The 18,550-nt window shown below is 60.7% G+C and carries 17 protein-coding genes and 1 pseudogene; 4 read left to right on the top strand and 14 right to left on the bottom strand.

From position 1 onward, the window contains the following. Positions 1 to 7: 7 nt before the first annotated feature. The 5 genes from hemB to Q4D83_RS11300 form a co-directional block, all read right to left on the bottom strand. On the bottom strand, positions 8 to 982 hold the full coding sequence (gene hemB, locus Q4D83_RS11320; RefSeq protein WP_303175416.1) for a porphobilinogen synthase: 975 nt from the start codon (positions 980 to 982) through the stop codon (positions 8 to 10). Beyond that, positions 983 to 2,641, bottom strand: a complete 1,659-nt coding sequence (locus Q4D83_RS11315; protein WP_303175415.1) for a uroporphyrinogen-III synthase — start codon at positions 2,639 to 2,641, stop codon at positions 983 to 985. Positions 2,642 to 2,791: 150 nt separating this feature from the next. After that, entirely contained in the window at positions 2,792 to 3,649 is an 858-nt protein-coding gene (gene hemC, locus Q4D83_RS11310) for a hydroxymethylbilane synthase (RefSeq protein ID WP_303175414.1), read from the bottom strand. Then, entirely contained in the window at positions 3,642 to 4,913 is a 1,272-nt protein-coding gene (locus Q4D83_RS11305; RefSeq protein ID WP_303175413.1) for a glutamyl-tRNA reductase, read from the bottom strand. Before Q4D83_RS11305 ends, hemC begins: the two co-directional genes overlap by 8 nt. A gap of 69 nt (positions 4,914 to 4,982) precedes the next feature. Beyond that, positions 4,983 to 5,225 (bottom strand): glutaredoxin family protein, encoded by a 243-nt coding sequence (locus Q4D83_RS11300; RefSeq protein ID WP_303175412.1) that lies wholly within the window; start codon positions 5,223 to 5,225, stop codon positions 4,983 to 4,985. 63 nt (positions 5,226 to 5,288) lie between these two features. Between Q4D83_RS11300 and Q4D83_RS11295 the strand changes: the two genes are divergently transcribed. Then, on the top strand, positions 5,289 to 6,314 hold the full coding sequence (locus tag Q4D83_RS11295) for an HAD-IB family hydrolase (protein WP_303175473.1): 1,026 nt from the start codon (positions 5,289 to 5,291) through the stop codon (positions 6,312 to 6,314). A gap of 117 nt (positions 6,315 to 6,431) precedes the next feature. Here the strand turns inward: Q4D83_RS11295 and Q4D83_RS11290 are convergent, their stop codons facing one another. The 5 genes and pseudogenes from Q4D83_RS11290 to Q4D83_RS11270 all read right to left on the bottom strand — a co-directional run bounded on the left by Q4D83_RS11290 (position 6,432) and on the right by Q4D83_RS11270 (position 10,703). Continuing rightward, positions 6,432 to 6,533: an AURKAIP1/COX24 domain-containing protein gene (locus Q4D83_RS11290; protein ID WP_003402602.1), complete on the bottom strand. Its 102-nt coding sequence runs from the start codon at positions 6,531 to 6,533 to the stop codon at positions 6,432 to 6,434. A 170-nt stretch (positions 6,534 to 6,703) separates the two neighbouring features. Continuing rightward, complete coding sequence (locus Q4D83_RS11285; protein WP_027012585.1) at positions 6,704 to 6,895, bottom strand: helix-turn-helix domain-containing protein; 192 nt, start codon at positions 6,893 to 6,895, stop codon at positions 6,704 to 6,706. 274 nt (positions 6,896 to 7,169) lie between these two features. Continuing rightward, complete coding sequence (proC, locus tag Q4D83_RS11280; RefSeq protein WP_303175411.1) at positions 7,170 to 8,000, bottom strand: pyrroline-5-carboxylate reductase; 831 nt, start codon at positions 7,998 to 8,000, stop codon at positions 7,170 to 7,172. A 79-nt stretch (positions 8,001 to 8,079) separates the two neighbouring features. Further along, positions 8,080 to 8,340 (bottom strand): annotated as a pseudogene (locus tag Q4D83_RS12080) (hypothetical protein); the annotation flags it as partial. A 1,433-nt stretch (positions 8,341 to 9,773) separates the two neighbouring features. Continuing rightward, positions 9,774 to 10,703: a Ppx/GppA phosphatase family protein gene (locus Q4D83_RS11270; RefSeq protein WP_303175409.1), complete on the bottom strand. Its 930-nt coding sequence runs from the start codon at positions 10,701 to 10,703 to the stop codon at positions 9,774 to 9,776. 34 nt (positions 10,704 to 10,737) lie between these two features. On the opposite strand from Q4D83_RS11270, the gene Q4D83_RS11265 reads away from it, so the two are divergent. Next, positions 10,738 to 11,607: a hypothetical protein gene (locus tag Q4D83_RS11265; protein WP_303175408.1), complete on the top strand. Its 870-nt coding sequence runs from the start codon at positions 10,738 to 10,740 to the stop codon at positions 11,605 to 11,607. A 558-nt stretch (positions 11,608 to 12,165) separates the two neighbouring features. Here Q4D83_RS11265 and Q4D83_RS11260 read toward each other — a convergent pair. The 4 genes from Q4D83_RS11260 to mshA all read right to left on the bottom strand — a co-directional run bounded on the left by Q4D83_RS11260 (position 12,166) and on the right by mshA (position 16,141). Next, positions 12,166 to 12,849 (bottom strand): response regulator transcription factor, encoded by a 684-nt coding sequence (locus Q4D83_RS11260; RefSeq protein ID WP_303175407.1) that lies wholly within the window; start codon positions 12,847 to 12,849, stop codon positions 12,166 to 12,168. A gap of 2 nt (positions 12,850 to 12,851) precedes the next feature. Next, the gene (locus Q4D83_RS11255; protein ID WP_303175472.1) at positions 12,852 to 14,021 is read right to left on the bottom strand and encodes a cell wall metabolism sensor histidine kinase WalK; all 1,170 of its coding nucleotides are present in this window, start codon (positions 14,019 to 14,021) and stop codon (positions 12,852 to 12,854) included. Positions 14,022 to 14,061: 40 nt separating this feature from the next. Beyond that, the gene (locus Q4D83_RS11250; RefSeq protein WP_303175406.1) at positions 14,062 to 14,808 is read right to left on the bottom strand and encodes a phosphoglyceromutase; all 747 of its coding nucleotides are present in this window, start codon (positions 14,806 to 14,808) and stop codon (positions 14,062 to 14,064) included. A 70-nt stretch (positions 14,809 to 14,878) separates the two neighbouring features. Next, on the bottom strand, positions 14,879 to 16,141 hold the full coding sequence (mshA, locus tag Q4D83_RS11245) for a D-inositol-3-phosphate glycosyltransferase (RefSeq protein ID WP_303175405.1): 1,263 nt from the start codon (positions 16,139 to 16,141) through the stop codon (positions 14,879 to 14,881). A gap of 137 nt (positions 16,142 to 16,278) precedes the next feature. Between mshA and Q4D83_RS11240 the strand changes: the two genes are divergently transcribed. Next, positions 16,279 to 17,988, top strand: a complete 1,710-nt coding sequence (locus tag Q4D83_RS11240; RefSeq protein WP_303175404.1) for a long-chain-fatty-acid--CoA ligase — start codon at positions 16,279 to 16,281, stop codon at positions 17,986 to 17,988. 42 nt (positions 17,989 to 18,030) lie between these two features. Next, the gene (locus Q4D83_RS11235) at positions 18,031 to 18,546 is read left to right on the top strand and encodes a methylated-DNA--[protein]-cysteine S-methyltransferase (RefSeq protein WP_303175403.1); all 516 of its coding nucleotides are present in this window, start codon (positions 18,031 to 18,033) and stop codon (positions 18,544 to 18,546) included. The last annotated feature ends 4 nt before the right edge of the window (positions 18,547 to 18,550 follow it).

Genomic DNA, 18,550 nt, shown 5'->3' with positions numbered 1-18,550 from the left:
AGTTCCCCTAAAGTTTGCGGGCGATATCAGTGGCGAAATACGTGAGAATCTGGTCCGCGCCAGCACGTTTAATACTCAGCACAGATTCCATCATCGCCGCGTCGCGGTCGATCCAGCCCTGTTGGCCGGCGGCCACAATCATGGCGTACTCACCGGAGACCTGGTACGCAGCTACCGGAACAGTGACCCGATCAGCCACCGCGGACAGCACATCCAAGTACGGCAACGCCGGCTTGACCATGACGAAATCAGCGCCCTGTTCAATATCCAGTTCCACCTCCAGCAGGGACTCCTTGAAATTCGCGGGATCCTGCTGGTACGTGCGGCGATCCCCGGTGAGGGAGGACCCCACCGCGTCCCGGAACGGACCGAAAAAGGCAGACGCATATTTCGCTGAATACGCCGTAATAGCCACTTCTGTAAACCCTGCGGTATCCAACGCGTTGCGGATGGCCAGCACCTGGCCATCCATCATGCCCGACGGGCTCACAATGTGCGCACCCGCCGTAGCCTGTGCCACCGCCATTTGTTGGTAGTAGCTCAAGGTGGCATCGTTATCCACCACCTGGGTGCCAAAATTATCGGTATCCACCACGCCACAATGGCCGTGATCGGTGAACTCGTCCAAGCACGTGTCCGCCATGATCATCAGGTCGTTGCCGAACTCCTCGCGCAACGCCGCGATACCCCGGTTCAAAATTCCTTTTTCGTCCCAGGCGCCGGAGCCGACCGCGTCCTTCACCCGCGGCACACCAAACAAGTCAACACAGCGAACACCCGCGTCCAACGCTTCATAGGCGACCTGCTTCAACGAATCAAAGTTGTGCTGATACACCCCCGGCATGGACGGGATTTCCCGCGGCCGGGTAATACCCTCCGCAACAAACATCGGCAAAATCAAATCCGTGGGAGACAGATTCGTTTCTGCCACAAGTTCACGCATCGCCTGGTAGTTACGCAAGCGACGAGGACGGCGGATCATCTACATACTCCTTTTCCGACGCTTCTTCCGTGGCGGCGGGAGCTGACCCGCCGCGCGGAGACCCGCCACGTGGGCGGCGAGGGCGTCGACAAGCGCTGGGACACTGGCCACCTCGGGTTGCACATCCACGCGCAACCCAGCCTCACGCGCAGCGGCGGCGGCCATCGGGCCAATGCACGCGATTATCGTACGTTGGTGCGGTTTGCCCGCAATACCAACCAAGTTTTTTACCGTGGAAGCCGAGGTGAAACACACCGCGTCAAAACCGCCGGACTTAATCATGTCGCGCACATCGGCGCTCGGCGGGGCGGCGCGCACCGTGCGGTACGCGGTGACATCATCAACCTCCCAGCCCAAGTGCGTCAACCCCTCCACGAGCACATCCGTGGCAATATCCGCGCGCGGCAACAGCACCCGGCTCACCGGATCCAATTCCGGGTCAAACTCTGGGAACACCGCCACCAAGCCCCGCGCATTTTGCTGCGTCCGCTCCGGCAACAATTCCGGAGTAATACCCAACTCGCGGATGGCGGCGGCGGTCTTCTCCCCCACCGCGGCGATACGCACCCCGGCGAACGCACGGGCGTCCAGGCCGAACTCCGTAATTTTCTCCCACAACGCATTCACCGCATTCGCACTGGTGAGCGCCACCCATTGGTAGCGTCCCTCCACGATGCCCTTGACCGCGCGCTCCATCTGTGTGGGGTTGCGCGGCGGCTCCACCGAAATGGTGGGCACTTCCTGGGGAATCGCTCCGTGGGCGGCCAAGCGGGTACTCATCGGGCCCGCCTGCTCCTTCGCGCGTGGCACCAAAACACGCCAGCCATACAGAGCACGGTTTTCCCACCACGAATACTTCGTGCGCTCATCCACCCCCTTGCCCAAGGTAACCACCAGCGTGCCGGGCATATCACCATGCAATTTCCCCAGGGTGCCCAACGTGGTGTCATAGGTGCGTTGCAGGCGAGTCGTACCGTTGACCGTCACCGACACCGGCAGGCTGGTGGACAAGCCACGGGCTTTAAGCTCAGTGGAAATCGTGGGTAAATCTTCCGCCACGGCCTGCAACACGATCGGCTGGGGAGCCGTAGCAAGTTGGGCCCAATCCAAGTCTTCGGTGACGCGGGTTTCCGTGTACGTGGACCCGAGCGCAATGCCGGCGAAAACCGGCACGGTGGCGGGCACGGACATGCCAGGAACCACCTGAAACTCCAGACCTGCCTCGCCCACGGCGTTGATTTCCCGCAGGATACGCTCGTTGTTCAGCGGATTGCCCGCGACCAGGCGGATCACATCATGCCCTTGGGCCACCTCCTGCGCCAGCGCGGCGGCGACGGTATCGGGGGCGGTGTCGGGGGCGACGTCGTGAATCTCTGCGGCAGTCGGCCCCTCTGGGCGCGGCGGTTTACGGCGAGCGCCAGCCTCCCGCGCCTGCTCGCACAAAGCTTCATACTCCGCTTCGGCGGCTTTAATACGCTCGGCCGGTACTTCGAGCTCACTTGCGATGATCCTGCGAATGCCGGGGAGTACCTGTGGGTCCGCATAAGCAACCGCAGTAGTACCCAGCACGTCGCGGGCTCGGACCGTCAACAAATCCGGGTTGCCCGGTCCGGCACCCACGAAAATGACAGTGCCTGACGACGAGGGGACGTAACTCATACAGTTCTTTTCTATACGTGGACCAACACCTGCATAAACGCACACGCGCGCCCAGTTGCGGAAACTTTAAGTGGACCTCTTCGCAAGGTGGGCGCATGCCATGTGGTACGTCAACGATAAAACATCAGCGCGGCGTTAGCGAATACACATCTAACGCAACAGCTCAGCAGCACCGCGGGCCAACAACATCGCTGCCGCTTGTTCACCCAATGCAACGGGATCTTCACCAGTGAATGAATCTATTATGTGCCGAGAACCGTCCATGGCAAACACCCCGGCCGTCACCGTGGTACCGCTCGCGTGCGCGGCCACCGGCGCGGTGCAACCAGCTTCCAAACTCCGCAGCACCCGGCGCTCCACCGTTGCCTCCCAAGTCGCCTGCGGGCACGCCAATGGCGCAATCACATCAGCAAACTCAAGGCGGGCTTCCACCGCCAGCGCACCCTGCGCCGGGGCGGGCAGAAAACGCTGCGGATCAAACAATTCGGTGGCGCGATCGAGCACCCCGATCCGTTGCAAGCCAGCAGCGGCGAGCACCACCGCATCGAGGTCCGCGCCAACCCGCGCCATACGCGAATCAATGTTCCCACGCAGGGGGCGGATATCCAGGTCGGGGCGCATCGCTCGCAATTGCGAAATTCGGCGGGGCGCGGAGGTGCCTACCGCGGCGCCTTCCGGCAGGTCCGCCAAGCGCATACCGTCCCGCGCGATGAGCGCCTCACGGAAATCGGCGCGCTTAGGTACCACCAATGAAAAGCGCGTATCCGGCGCGGTGGGCAGGTCCTTCAGCGAGTGCACCGCGATGTCACAATCACCGCGCGCCATCGCCTCCCGTAGTTCCTGGGTAAACACGCCGACGCCGATGCGTTCGACGGGAGCTTGAGACCGATCGCCCGGCGTAGACACGATCGTAAGTTCGCATTCCACGCCGCGCGCCCGCAACGCATCCCGAACGTGCCCCGCCTGTGTGGTGGCCAGCTGACTTCCGCGAGTACCGATCCTAAGCATGCGTTTTCCTCACCGCGGGTTCCGTGTCCAGGCCGAACAATTCCTGCAACGCAGACTCGTAGGACACAGTTCCGGATCGCGCCGCCAGCTCCTTCACCTTCACCGTTGGCATATGCAACAGCTTATCGACGACGCGGCGCACCGTCCGCGTCACCTCCGCCCGCTCCTCTTCCCCCATCATGGGGGTGCGCTGGTTCAGGCGTTCCAGCTCCAAATCCACCAGTTCGGAAGCCTGCCTACGCAGCGCCGCCACCGCTGGAACCACATCGCGGACCCGCTGCGCCGACGTGTAGGCATTCAACTCCTCGGCCACGATATCAAGGGCATCCACATGCATAGTCGCTTCCTTCCGAGCGCGGTGCAATCGTTCAATGTTTACCAGGTTCACACCCGGCAGCTCGCCGACCTGATCCTCAATATCACGGGGCATTGACAGGTCAATCAGCGTCAGCGGCCGACCGGCGGGAATGTCAGCGCTGGTCACCGTAAAAATATCCGACCCGGTAGCGGAAACCACAATATCCACGTCCCGGAGGGCTTCAGCGCGCCGCGCAAAATCCACAACTTCCGCAGGTACATTCGCCTCGCGGGAATGCTCAGCGAGGATTTCTGCCCGGCTACGCGTTCGATTGGACAGGACTAGCTTTGCCACGCCCAGCCGACCCAAATGGGTAGCCGCCAACGACGCCATCACGCCCGCGCCAATCACCATCGCGGTCTTACCGTGCAATTCTTGCTGGCCGACCGCTTCCTCAAAGGCGAAGGACACCATGGAGGCACCTGCGTCGTCGATATCCGTTTCGGTGTGCACACGCTTGCCGGTGTGCAGGGCACATTGCGCAAGCGAATGCAAAAACGGGCCAGCCGTGCCGTGCTCGCGCGCCTGCTGATACGCCAACCGAACTTGGCCAATAATCTGCTGTTCCCCAACCACCATGGAATCGAGTCCGGCGGCCACCACCAGCATGTGCTCGGCGGCGGCATCCGCGTACCGCACGTAAAGGTGGCTGCGCAGCACATCAATATCCACGTTGCTGGCGTTGTGCAGGACCTCAACCACCTCATTCACACCGGTGTTAAAGCTGGTGGTCACCGCGTATATTTCCATCCGGTTGCAGGTAGAAACTATCATTGCCTCAGACAACGAAGGGCAAGCAACAAGGCCGGTGGCCACGCGAGCCCGCGCGGCATCGTCCATGCTGACCTGTTCAAGAACAGCCACAGGCGCTGATCGGTATGACATCCCGACCACAAGCACGCTCATAGCCCACCTTTCGTAACAAGAAAATCATCCAAAAGGATGATTTACAACCGTATCCTGCCGTAAGTCTAGCTACAACAAAGCCTGCACTAACTCAGATAAATCTACTTCCCAACAAGCAAACTCTTCATCATCGACGAGGACAACGGGCACCCTATCCCCAAACTCCAGCGCCAGCGCGGGGTGATCATCAACATCCGCGACCGAGAAAAGCGCGCCCGTGGCGACCACGGGGGCTTCAATTTCGGCGCGCACCCGCGCACACGAACCACACGATTTTCGCACCAAGAGCTGCACCGAATGGGGTTGAGACATCCTAGTTTTTCCTTACGCTCACGCCACTTGCCTACGATTGGAGACGATACCCACTCCCGCCACATGAGGAACAGCCACGTGACAACCCCCGGTTTCGAGCCTGCGCCTGAGGATTACCTAGCAAGCCTAGCCGCCTCCCGCGGCAATCTCCGGCGTTTTCTTGAGGAACACGCCCTGCCCCCTGTGGGCGAGGCAGAACAACGCACAGCTGGCCTCGCGGCCGTCGCCGAAGCGTTCGATCTCGACGTGGCTGAGTTCGCCTCCGGCATCGAAACAGTCTCTGGGTCAGAAGAAGCCGCCGGCGGCCCACCCGAACGCAACGGCGAAAGCGTCACCGCCGCCGCCTTTTTTGACGTAGACAACACCCTCATCCAAGGCGCCTCCATCATCGTGTTCATGATGGGCCTAGCCCGGCGCGGCTACTTCAAACCCAGCGAAGTCATCCCCATCGCCTGGCAGCAAGTAAAGTTCCGAATTACCGGATCCGAAAACGCCACCGATGTGGCGCAGGGGCGTCAACAAGCCCTGGAATTTATCCAAGGACGTTCGGTGGACGAGCTTGTGGCGCTGTGCGAGGAAATCGTCGACGACCGCATGGTGGAAAAAATCTGGCCAGGCACCCGAAAGCTCGCCGAAATGCACCTCGCTGAGGGCGAACAAGTCTGGCTGGTCACCGCCACCCCAGTGCAACTCGCGCAAATCTTGGCCCGCAAGCTGGGTTTTACCGGTGCGCTCGGTACGGTGGCCGAATCCGAAGACGGGGTATTCACCGGCCGCCTCGTGGGCGACATCCTGCACGGTCCCGGCAAGCGGCACGCAGTCGCCGCCCTTGCCGCGGTAGAAGGACTAGACCTCGGGCGCTGCACCGCATATTCGGACTCCATCAACGATATCCCCATGCTGTCCATGGTTGGCACAGCCGTAGCGATCAATCCGGATTCAAAACTCCGGCGAGAAGCCACCCGGCGGGGGTGGCGCATCCAGGACTACCGCAATATCCGCAAAGCAGTTCGTACCTACGGTTTACCGACCCTTCTCGCCGCATCCCTGAGCTATCGAAGGTGGCGCGGTCGCGGGCGCCGCAAATAGCAACCCGAAAATAGCAACGGAGGTTGTCCGCCCGATTTCGGCTTCACTCACCCCACCCCGGCCAGCCCCAACATGCGCATAAAAAACTCGCCCTGGGAGGTTCCTAGGGCGATGTTTTTACTTACCGAGTTTCCGGCGTTGAACGCGGGTGCGGCGAAGCAATTTGCGGTGCTTTTTCTTAGACATGCGCTTGCGGCGCTTTTTGATGACAGAACCCATGGGGTGTCCCTCACTTCACAATCGGTGATGTACGTACTGACCTGCCAGCGGACGCCATAGTGCACACGCGGCTCGGCACGAGGTGGTTTTCACGCCGCCTCGGCGCTGACACGAATGTCCACAATCTTACAGTTGGCCCCACTGTGGAACAAAAGAGGATCAGCCCTACGTCAGCCCACGTTGTAGTAAGAGGAGTCTAGGTACTCGTTGACCGCGTTCTCATGTACCCGGAACGAACGACCTACCCGCACGGCGGGGAGTTCACCGGAGTGAACCAGACGGTACACCGTCATCTTTGAGACGCGCATAATCTCCGCGACCTCAGCGACAGTCAAAAACGTTCCGTTATCTTCATGTGCCATATTCATTCAACCCTTCAGCTTGCGCGTGCTGCAGGCTTCCCCTCCTGCAGAACAACTGGTCACGCGCGTGCTGAAATCAGCCTACCGTGAAACTTGTGACTATTGCGACTAGCGTCGTCACAAAAGTTATCAAGCGCACCATGCTTCACAGCAAACCCGCTGGTTACACGAATTCTGCACAAAAGTCTCAACCATCACTTGATTCCCCCGTATTTCAGCCCCTTTCGGGGCGGATTGATCGTGTTTACCCACTAAGTATAAGTGGGTAAACCAATTAATTACCCTCGGTGCCGTCCTCCGCGCCAAGCTCCTTCGAACGGCGAGCGCAGGCCTCCGCGGCGTCGTAAAACGCAGTCCGCAGCCCCGCTTCCTCCAACTTCCGAATCGCCGCAATGGTCGTCCCGCCGGGCGAACACACGTCCGCACGTAGGCCGGAAGGATCACGGTCCGTCTCCTTGAGCATGGCGGCGGCACCATGCAACGAACCCACCGTCAGCTCTCGCGCCAAGGTTCGATTCAGGCCGAGCGCTACGCCAGCATCAATGAGGGCTTCGGCAATCAAAAACGCATATGCAGGCGACGAACCGGACAGCGCAGTCACGGCGTCCATTTCGGACTCTGAAACGTCCACAACCGAGCCAACGGTACGCAATAGTTCGCGCACCTGTTCAAGCTTCTCTTCGGTGGCAAAACGGCCCGCAACGAGCGCACTCACACCATGCCCCACCAACATCGGAGTATTCGGCATCACTCGCACCACCGACGTGCCCACCGGTACCGCGTCCTCCAACGCGCGCAACGTAATCCCCCCCGCCATGGAGACGATGGTGGTGTCCATCTCGTTGCCGTCCACGACGTCGGCAAGCTCCGCAAGCACCGGTAGCACCACCTTGGGCTTGACGCACAAAAATACGAACTCCGCGCCATCCGCCGCTTGGGCGTTATTGGTAAAGTCCAACACGCCGTAGGTTTCCGCCAGCTCGTGGCCCCGGTCTGGGTCCGGGTTCGTTACCGCAATAGTCTTCGGCGGCTCACCGCCCGCAATCAGGCCCGCTATCAAGGCCTCACCGATTTTACCGCCGCCTATCACTGCAATTCTGGTCATGATGTCTACCATGCCACGTTGCGCCCGGCGGCGCACAAGCTTTTCCCAACCCGGCGCCCATCCAGCGCCCCGGCGCCTCCTACAACCCGGCCACCGCCATCGGGCCGAATGTCATTGCTAACCCAGCCAAACCGGCGAGACCCATGGAAAGGAAATCACGCTCGGTACGCAACGCGTGCACGACACCTACGATGCCGCCGGTGACGGCGAGGGCGAGCAATGCGACAATCCACTTAGCCAGGCTGCGCCACAGCATTTCAAAGCCAAGGAACAACGCCACGCCAATAATCACCGCCAGCAGCGTCATGCCGATGATCGCAAGCAGCGAGACCTTGCCCTCCTTCTGAGCGGGTTTCCGCCCAGGCTCGCGCTTCACCGGCAGCGGGCGCGGCGCGGCGGGTGCCTCCGGGTCGGGGATTGGCGTGTCCACCACCGGCTGTACCTGAGTTTCGGCGGTGGTCGGCGCGGGCCCTGGAATGGGACCTGTCGGCGCAGCGGTTGCCGCGCGACCGTTCCGCCGCTCACGGCTTTTCGACGCCGCCGCTGCCCCCTGTCCCGCGGACAGCTGACCACCCATCGGGATGACTGCGGCCAAGTCGGGACGGTGGATCTCGCCAGCATCCTCGGCGGCTGGCGGCTCGGCATCCGGCACCACCGGCATTTGCGTGGTTTCCTGCGCCTGCGGACCAGGTTGACGCGCCGCGGCTTGCGCTTGCGCCTGCTCTGGGGTGATCGCTTCGAATGCACCGGTGGTCAAGCGCACGGGGTCGTTTTCATTGACCACGCTGATCACCATGGTCTCATCCGTGCTCGGCGTAGACGAGGCCGCCGCCTCTGCGGGGTGGGTTTCCTGGCCTTGCGGCTCCGCCTCCGGCTGCAACCACGGCGGGGTGTCCTCGTACTCAGATTCGACCGGTTGCTGCTCTTGATATTGGTATTGCGGCTGCGCGTCGGATTCTTCCTCGGCTGGCATCAGCCACGGCGGGGTGTCATCCGAAGCGGCTTCTTCTTCCTCGGTGATAATCCACGGCGGCACCTCATCGGCCTGAGCGGATTCCTCTTCCTCCGTTTCGGAAATAATCCACGGCGGCACTTCTTCCGGCTCTGGCTTCGCTGCCGGAGTGGTGGCCTCCACCAGCCACGGCGGCACGTCTTCTTCCTCGGAACGCGCAGCAACATCGTTCGCTGTGGCCAACCACGGTGGTACTTCGTCGTCGTCTTCCGTAACGCTCCCGCCAGCGGCAGCGCCGGTTTCGGACGTGAGCCAAGGCGGGACGTCGTCATCTTCGCGCGCGAAGGAAGACTCAGAGGAAGGCTCGGGCTCCTGAGTTGCGCTTTCCACTAACCACGGCGGGGTATCGTCCAGCTCCGAAGAAGCGGGTTCCGACGGCGCGGGCGGATCGACCACCGCAGCGAACGAACCGCTCGGAGCGTCCCCAGCGGATGCTGCCTCGGAGAGCCATGGCGGCGTGTCATCCACCGCACTCGAAGGCTCCGGTTCAGTTGGCGGAGCGGCCTTCTTCGGCGTTGCGTCCTCGTCCTTCGGCGGGGATGAGGGCCTGCGTGGTTGGAACGGGGCGTCGATAGGCTCGGCGCTATGGCGAGAATCAGACGGCACCGCCTTAACGACAGGGATCGAGCCAGTCAACTCCGCAACGGAGACGCCACCCTCCTCCAAGCTGCGGCGACGGCGGCGTGGAGCCTCAACGCGCCCTTCCTTAGCGGCGCGCTCCATCAATTCAGCGACGGTGAGTTGCTTTTCACTCATGATTCCTAGTCCAATCCCTTGTCGATACGGCGCAGGATAACGCCTTCACGCAATGCCCAAGGACAAATTTGTAGTTGTTCCAAACCTAATGCCCGCATAGCTGCTTCCGCTACCAGCGCGCCTGCGACAATCTGATGTGAACGATCAGTGCTCACACCCTCAAGTTCAGCGCGATCAGCGGCAGTCATACGGGAAATAAAAGCAATGAGCTGGCGTAACCCCGGCGCCGTCAGCGTACGGGTTACGCGCGGGCCCGCGGATGAAGGCGCGGCACCCGTGAGCCTGGCAAGCGTACGGAAAGTTTTCGAAGTACCCACGGCGAGATCGCTCACACCGCAGGCGCGGATCACCCGCGCCGGTTCAACTAGCTCGGCGTCGATGTAATCACGAAGAATATTAACCTTTTTGCGTTCCGGCGGATCAGTGTCAAACCACTGGTGTGTCAACCGCCCCGCTCCAAGGTCAAGTGAGAAAGCGGCGTCAGGTTCCTCATCGGTACCTGTGGAAAGCTCAAGTGATCCACCACCAATATCGAGGTTGGTGATGCGGCCTGCGGACCAGCCGTACCACCGACGGACCGCAAGGAATGTAAGCCGGGCTTCGTCTTTGCCTGAGAGCACCTCCAGGCGAACCCCGGTGTCCGACGCAACCGAGTCTAGGATCGCTTCACTATTGACAGCAGACCGGATCGCAGACGTGGCAAAGGGCATGAGGTCCCCACAACCGAGCGTCTCGGCAAGATCCTTCGCTTCCGCTACGGCCTTGATCAGCTTCTTCCTTCCTTTCTCATCAATGGCTCCGTCCCCGTCGAGGTGTTCAACCAGCCGCAGGCTCGTCTTCCAATCACTCATAGGAGTCGGGTGTCCGCCTTGGCGGGCATCCACAGCCACCAGGTGAACCGTGTTACTGCCCACATCCAATACACCTAATCTCACACGACTAAGGGTAGACGGTCTACCGTTACCAAGTGTGAATCAACGCTCAATTAATCTTGGTTTTCCTTCAACCTCTCCTGCTGCTGCCTCAATTCGTTCAGGCGCGGAATTAGCGCCGGACTTTCCACGCGACTGGTTTGAATTTACCAATCCCGAGGACCCATTGCATATTTTCATGTGCGATTTGACATGGCTAGAATCCCATTGGAGTTGTGGATTTGGCACAACTTGCCAAGGCATCGATGCTTCTAATCATACTGTGGGGTGCTGCATCCACGGTGCATTCATTTGCGACGAGGAAGACCGCGAACAGCTTGCCGACGCCGTGGCGCGAATGCCGGCACACTTCTGGCAACACCGTCCAGCCGACGCCGAAGATTGGGACATCCTCGAGCCGTGGTTAGAGTGGGACGAATTAGACGACGATGACGGTAATCCGCAACCAGCCCTCAAGACCACGCTCGTCGACGGCGCATGCATCTTTGCCAACCGTCCCGGCTGGACTACCGGCCCCGGATGCGCACTCCATCAATGGGCCGTTTCCGCAGGTGAAGACCTTACTGTGGTGAAGCCGGAGGTGTGCTGGCAGCTCCCGCTTCGGCGCCTAGAAGCCTATGAGGACCGCCCTGACGGGGTGGAAATTTTACGCACCACGATCACCGAATACGACCGCCGCGGCTGGGGCAACGGCGGCGAAGATTTTGATTGGTACTGCACGACCGCACCGGCTTGCCACACCGCCGCACAACCTGTTTGGATGTCCCACGAGCAAGAGCTTCGGGCACTCATGGGGGACGCTCCGTACGAGACGTTAGCGGCACATTGCAAGACTCGTTCCGAGGTGAAACAAGCGGGAATTTTATCCATCCACCCCGCCACTCAGGCAAATCTCAAGCACCCATAAGGTTCACTCCATTTGCCCTCTAGGCATTTTTGAAATGCGCAAAATGTTGAGGGCTGGATTTTGATCTAGTGAAAAATAGATCAAGCGTTTCAAACGTTTGTAATTACACGGTTGTCACCCAACAATACGGCGTTCACATTTGGCGCTACCTAATGAGGATTAAGAATAAATACCGGGACTATTAATAGGCTGACCAAAACATTACCTAGCAAAACTCTTGCCCGCGCCTAAACAGAAGTAGCAGCGATGCAGCAAAACTGCCCTGAGCTGTGGACATGACAAGCCCAAGCTTCCAATGAGAGCCAGGCCCAAGCACGGCACCCCGCTCGCAGCAACGTAAAACTCCCCACAGAAACCCGTCTGAAGATATAGCAATCACTACCCGGTTATCACTTCCGTTGCCCCCACAAACAACCCGTACCCTGCAAGTTTTCAACTGCATTCAGTATTGAATGCATCACTTGCACACAACCAGCATCGTGGGCTTTTCCCGACCGCAGACCCCCTCCCAGAACCACTCACGAGGCCCTTAAGCACACCTTAAAAGCGCCGGGCTTGCTAGGCTTCAAATTTGTAACCTAAGCCCCGCACAGTAATTAAATGTTGCGGATTTGAGGGCTGCTGCTCGATCTTGGAACGCAACCGCTTCACATGCACATCGAGCGTCTTGGTATCCCCGACGTAGTCCGCGCCCCACACCCGATCAATAAGTTGCCCACGAGTGAGTACTCGACCCGCGTTTCGCAATAAGTACTCCAAGAGATCAAACTCTTTCAGGGGGAGGTTAACGGGGGTACCCGCAACGGTGACGGTGTGTCGCTCAACGTCCATGCACACCCGCCCAGCCCGCAACACGCCCTGCGTAGGCAGCTCCTCCGAATCCCCGCCGCGGCGCAGCACCGCGCGAATGCGGGCAATCAACTCTCGCGAGGAGTACGGCTTAGTCACGTAATCATCCGCGCCCAACTCCAAGCCCACAACCTTATCGATCTCAGAATCGCGGGCGGTCACCATGATCACGGGGACGCTGGACGTAGCGCGGAGCTGCTTGCACACCTCGGTACCGGACATACCTGGCAGCATCAAATCCAGCAACACGATGTCAATGTCATGGGCTTCAAACTCAACCAATGCTTGTGCGCCGTCGGCGGCAACCACCACGTCGAAACCTTCCTTACCAAGAAGGAACGCCAGCGGCTCCGCCAGAGATTCTTCATCTTCCACAAGCAAAATTCGAGTCATAATTATCCTGGTTCCGGAAGGGTCAAATCGTCCGAAAGGTCATCGGTAAGTATAGTCCGCTTCTCCGGCTTGTAGAGCGGAAGTTCGAGCGTAAACGTGGAGCCCTTGCCGGGGCGCGACCACAACGAAATTTCCCCACCGTGGTTCGCTGCCACATGCTTCACAATCGCCAACCCCAACCCCGTACCCCCGGTCGACCGAGAACGCGCCTTATCTACCCTAAAGAAACGTTCGAATACGCGGTGCTGGTGCCCCGGCGAAATACCAATACCGCGGTCGGCAACGCGGATCCACACAGTGTCCTCGTCGACAAGTTCCTGGCTCACCGTCACCGGCGTAGAGCGCGGGGAATAATTAATCGCGTTGCTCAACAGATTCGCCACAGCTGTGACAAGGAGGTTCTTGTCCCCAAGCACGAGCAACCCACCGGGGGCATCACGGCTCACCGTAATTTCGGCGTTTTCGGCCGCGAGTTGATTGCGGGCAATGGCTTCGTCGATGACCTCATCCACCAACACCTGCTGCATATTAGGCAGCGCTTCGGCGCCCTGGAGCTTCGAAAGCGAGATCAGTTCGGTGATCATATCGGCCAACCGGTGCGCCTCCCGCACAAGCCGCTGGCTGAAGTGCTCCACGGTATCTGGGTCGTCTTTGGATTCGATGAGTGCTTCCGCAAGCAACGCCATGCCCCCAACCGGGGTTTTTAATTCATGGGAGACATTCGCCACAAAGTCGCGGCGAGCGGATTCCATGCGCACATTTTCGGATTCATCAGTGGCGTACACCACAACAAAGCGGGAGTCCACGCGCGTGAGCGGCTGAATCACCGCCTGCACCGCCGTGACTTGCGAGGCACCTTTGCGGCGCGGGATTTCCATCGGCAAGGTGCGTGATTCGTGGTCCTCGTACACTTTCAACGCTTCCGCCCAAACGTCCGGGTTGAGTGTACGTTCGCGCACGATCCCCATGTCGTGAGCACGGGCGTTGGAAAGAACGACGTCACCATTGCGGTCCACGACGGTGACCCCGGTCGGGGAACCTTGGACCGCTAGGTGAAGAACCTGGCTGATGGTGTTGATGTCACGGGCAGCCAGGGTTGCCGCTTTGCGGCGGCGAAGGATGCGCCGCCGGATCCCGCGGAGGAACCAGCGGTACACCGCCCAGGCGATCACCGTGCAGGCGACGCCGAGGAAAAAATACAGCACTGCGGGTTTACTTGTTGCCTTGTGCTGCTACGGCTGCGGCACCTGCGGCTGCGGCCTCAGGGTCCAGGTAGGTGCCACCCGGGTTGAGCACCTTGCCGTCGGCGTCCAGCTCATACACCAGCGGGATACCGGTAGGGATGTTGAGGTTGGCGATGTCCTCGTCCGAAATGTTGTCAAGGTACTTCACCAGCGCGCGCAGGGAGTTGCCGTGAGCTGCGATGAGCACGGTTTCGCCGCGGAGGACGCGGGGGCGGATTTCTTCCTCGTAGTACGGGATGAAGCGATTCACCACGTCCAGCAAGCACTCGGTGTTGGGCACCTTCTCAAGGTCCGCATAGCGACGGTCGTGCGCCTGGCTGTACTCGCTATCCTCATCGAGCGGCGGTGGCGGGGTGTCGTAGGAACGACGCCAAGCTTTGAACTGGTCATCGCCGTACTTGGCTTTGGTCTCCGCCTTATCCAGGCCCTGCAGGGCGCCGTAGTGGCGCTCGTTGAGCCGCCAGTCACGGACCACAGGGATCCACAGCAGGTCGGCGGTTTCCAAGGCGATGTGCGCAGTGCTGATCGCGCGGCGCAGCAGGGAGGTATACAACACGTCGGGCAGAAGGTTGGCTTCGCGCAGCAGCTCGCCGCCGCGTTTCGCCTCTTCCTTCCCCTTTTCAGTCAGGGCGACATCCACCCAACCAGTGAACTGGTTGGAGGCGTTCCATTCGCTCTGACCATGGCGCAGAAGAATGAGCTTTCCAGTAGTCATAAGTCCGATTGTGCCACTTCCTCGCCGCACACGTCGCCGAACGGTGGGGGCAGCGGCGTCGCAAAGCGAACTAGCCGCGAGCCCGCCGGTCGTAGCAACTATTCGGCGCCTCACTCACCGCCTGCGTGTAACACGAAAGCAGATTCGACGCGGTGAGTGACCAAGAAAACTGGCGGGCGTGCTCGACAGCGTCGCGCCCCATTCGAATGCGGGTGTCGTTGTCATCGAGGAGTTGGGCAAGGGCGTCGGCCCAATCCAACGGATCGTGCGATTCCACCAGCAAGCCCGTCTCCCCCTCCGCAACGGCGATCGGCAAACCGCCCACGCGGGCGGCAACCACCGGCGTACCCGAAGCTTGCGCCTCCACCGCAACCAACCCGAACGTCTCATTGTAGCTGGGTACGGCCACAATATCCGCGGCCCGATACAGCGTTACCAATTCCTCCGGCGGACGGGGGTTCATAAACCGCACGCGGCGCGCAACCCCCAACTCCCGCGCCAACTCCTGGTAGGTTTCCGGGGTCGCGTGCGGGCCGGACGGGCCACCGCACACAATCACCGTCAAATTCCGGTCCGAGTCGCGGCGGAACAACTCGGCAGTGGCTTTGATTAGCACCTGTGGCCCCTTAAAGGTTTGCAAACGCCCCACAAACACCACGACCTTCGAATCCAAGGGAATACCCAGCTCACGGCGAGCGCACTCAGTGGCACGATCGTTACCCGGGTGGAACAGCTCCACGTTCGCGCCGGGCTGCACCACCACAAGTTTGTCCGCCGGGGCGTCGTAATGCCGCTGTGTATCCAGCGACTCCTCGTGGGTGTTCACCACCAGCGCATCGGCGTTATCCACCAATTGCTGCTCGCAAATTCGCCGCGCCTCCGACTCCGCCGAATCCCCCTCCGCACGATAGGCGTTTTTCACCGCCGCCAACGTGTGCGCCGTATGTACCAGTGGAATCTGCCACAAATCCCGCAGCAACCAGCCCACCTGGCCGGACAACCAATAGTGCGAATGCAACACGTCGTAGGTCAGCTGGTGGCAACGCGCATACACCAACACTCCGCCCGCAAACGCAGCCAGTTGCGTGGGCAGCGCCTCTTTGTCCAACCCCTCGAACGGGCCGGAAATGATATTGATCACTCTGAAGTTCGGTGCCACGTGCACCACTTCCCCCTGACTGGGGCGTGTCGCACGGGTGTACACGTCCACCTGCACCCCCTGCCGCGCCAACTCACGTGCAGTGGAATAGATATATACATTCATTCCGCCTGCATCACCTGAACCGGGCTGTTGTAATGGAGAGGTATGCATTGAGATCATCGCGATGCGCATGGATACGAGTCTAGTTGTGCCACGCCGTCCGACCCTGCCGCGACGTGCGCAATAAGCTCATGGTAAGACTGAATTAATCTGAATGAAGTTACGCCTGGGTAACTTAATGGCCTGGGCTCAACGAAGGGACACAGTAGATGTCGGCATCCGAAACCAAGGCATGGCTTGAACACTACGCGGAGTGGACACCACACACCCTGGACTACGGCGAAACCACGCTGTTAGATATCTACGACAACAACCTCGCCGTCAACGCCGACAAGACCGCCACCTATTTTTTCGGGCGGACGCAAACCTATGCGGAGATGGACCGGCAGGTGCGGAGCGCCGCCGCCGGATTAAAAGCGTTCGGCGTGCGCCCTGGCGACCGCGTGGCAATCATGCTCCCCAACTGCCCCCAGCACCTCATCGCCTTCTACGCGGTGCTCAAACTCGGCGCCACGGTGGTCGAGCACAACCCGCTGTATACCGCGCACGAGTTGGAGCACCCGTTCGCGGACCATCAAGCGAGGGTGGCTATCTGCTGGGACAAGGCCGCCGCCACCCTGGAACGCCTGCGCGATACCACCCACCTGGAGACGATCGTCTCCGTCAATATGATCACCGCCATGCCGCGCGCCAAGCAGCTCGCCCTCAAGCTGCCGCTCCCCGCACTCATGAAAGCACGTGCGAAACTGAGCGCGCCGGCACCGAACTCCGTACCGTGGGAAACCCTGATCAGTTCGGCGATCGGCGGAGACGGGCACGACATCATGTCCAACGCGGATGTCACCCGCGACAGCATCGCGCTCATCCTGTACACCTCCGGCACCACCGGCACGCCGAAGGGCGCGCAGCTCAGCCACGGCAACCTGTTTGCCAACCTGTTGCAGGGCAAAGCGTGGGTGCCCGGACTCGGCGACCAAAACGAACGCATGCTCGGAGCGCTGCCAATGTTCCACGCGTACGGCCTGACGATGGTGGCCACGCTCGGCGTGTACGTTGGCGCGGAAATTATGCTGCTGCCTGCGCCGGATTTAAAGCTCATCATGGACATCATGAAAAAGCGCACCCCTACCTGGGTGCCCGGCGTGCCCACACTGTACGAAAAGATTGTCGACGCCGCGACGGCGCAACGCATCGATGTCTCCGGCGTCCGCAACGCGTTTTCCGGCGCCTCCACCCTGCCGGTGCGTACCGTTGAGCGCTGGGAGAACATCACCGGCGGCCTCCTCGTGGAAGGTTACGGCCTGACGGAAACCTCGCCGATTATTGTGGGGAATCCAATGACCCCAGACCGCCGTCCAGGCTATGTGGGTATCCCGTTCCCAGACACCCGCATCCGCATCGCCAACCCCGAAAATCTCAGTGAAACCCAGCCGGACGGCGTGGAAGGCGAGGTGCTGGTGCGCGGCCCGCAAGTGTTTAAGGGCTACCTCAACCAGCCGGAAGCAACCGAAAACTCCTTCCATGATGGTTGGTACCGCACCGGGGACGTGGGCGTGATGGAGCCGGACGGTTTTATCCGCCTCGTCGCCCGCATCAAGGAAGTGATTATTACCGGCGGCTTTAACGTCTACCCCGCCGAGGTGGAGGAAGTGCTGATCGGCCACCCGGATATTGAGGACGCCGCCGTCGTGGGCATGCCACGCGAGGATGGATCCGAAAACGTAGTTGCGGCCATTACCCTCGTGGAGGGCGGCGCCATGGACCCTGAAGGGCTGAAACAGTACTGCCGTGGCCTGCTCACCCGCTATAAGGTTCCGCGCACCTTCTACCATTTCGACGAAATGCCGCGCGACCAGCTTGGCAAGATCCGCCGCCGCGAGGTCCAGGCGCAGCTCATCGAACGCTACGGCGACAAGTAGGGAGCTGGTTCCGGCGCCGTGCTGACACCTTCGGAGGTACCCATGACCACCGCACATTACGAAACGATTGCCACCCCGGATGGTCCGTTTACGGTGATCAGCACGACGCGCGGGGTGATCGCCGCGGGCTGGACCACAGACATCGATGACTTGCTGTCCCGCGTCCACGCCGACCTCCAACCCAGCGAACTCGTCAGCGATGGCGACGCCACTCGCCCCTTCGTCGAGGCAGTCCACAGCTATTACGCGGGCGCGCACGACGCCCCGACGCCAACACCAGTACAGCAGCACGGCGGGGAATTTATCCAACGCTGTTGGGCGGAGCTGCGTGCCGTGCCACCCGGAGCCACCATTTCGTACACCGATTTAGCCACGCGTGCGGGCAATCCCCGGGCGGCCCGAGCCGCGGCGAGCGCGTGCGCGAATAACGCGGTGGCGTTGTTTATCCCTTGCCACCGCGTGCTCCCAAAAAATGGTTCAGTCGGCGGGTTCCGCTACGGTCCGGAGCTTAAGGATAGTTTGCTGCACCGCGAAGCGGAGCACACCCCCGAAGACTAGGCCC

It is taken from the genome of Corynebacterium sp., from assembly GCF_030532715.1.
Taxonomy (GTDB): Bacteria; Actinomycetota; Actinomycetes; order Mycobacteriales; family Mycobacteriaceae; genus Corynebacterium.
This window is presented reverse-complemented; position numbering and strand designations above follow the sequence as displayed.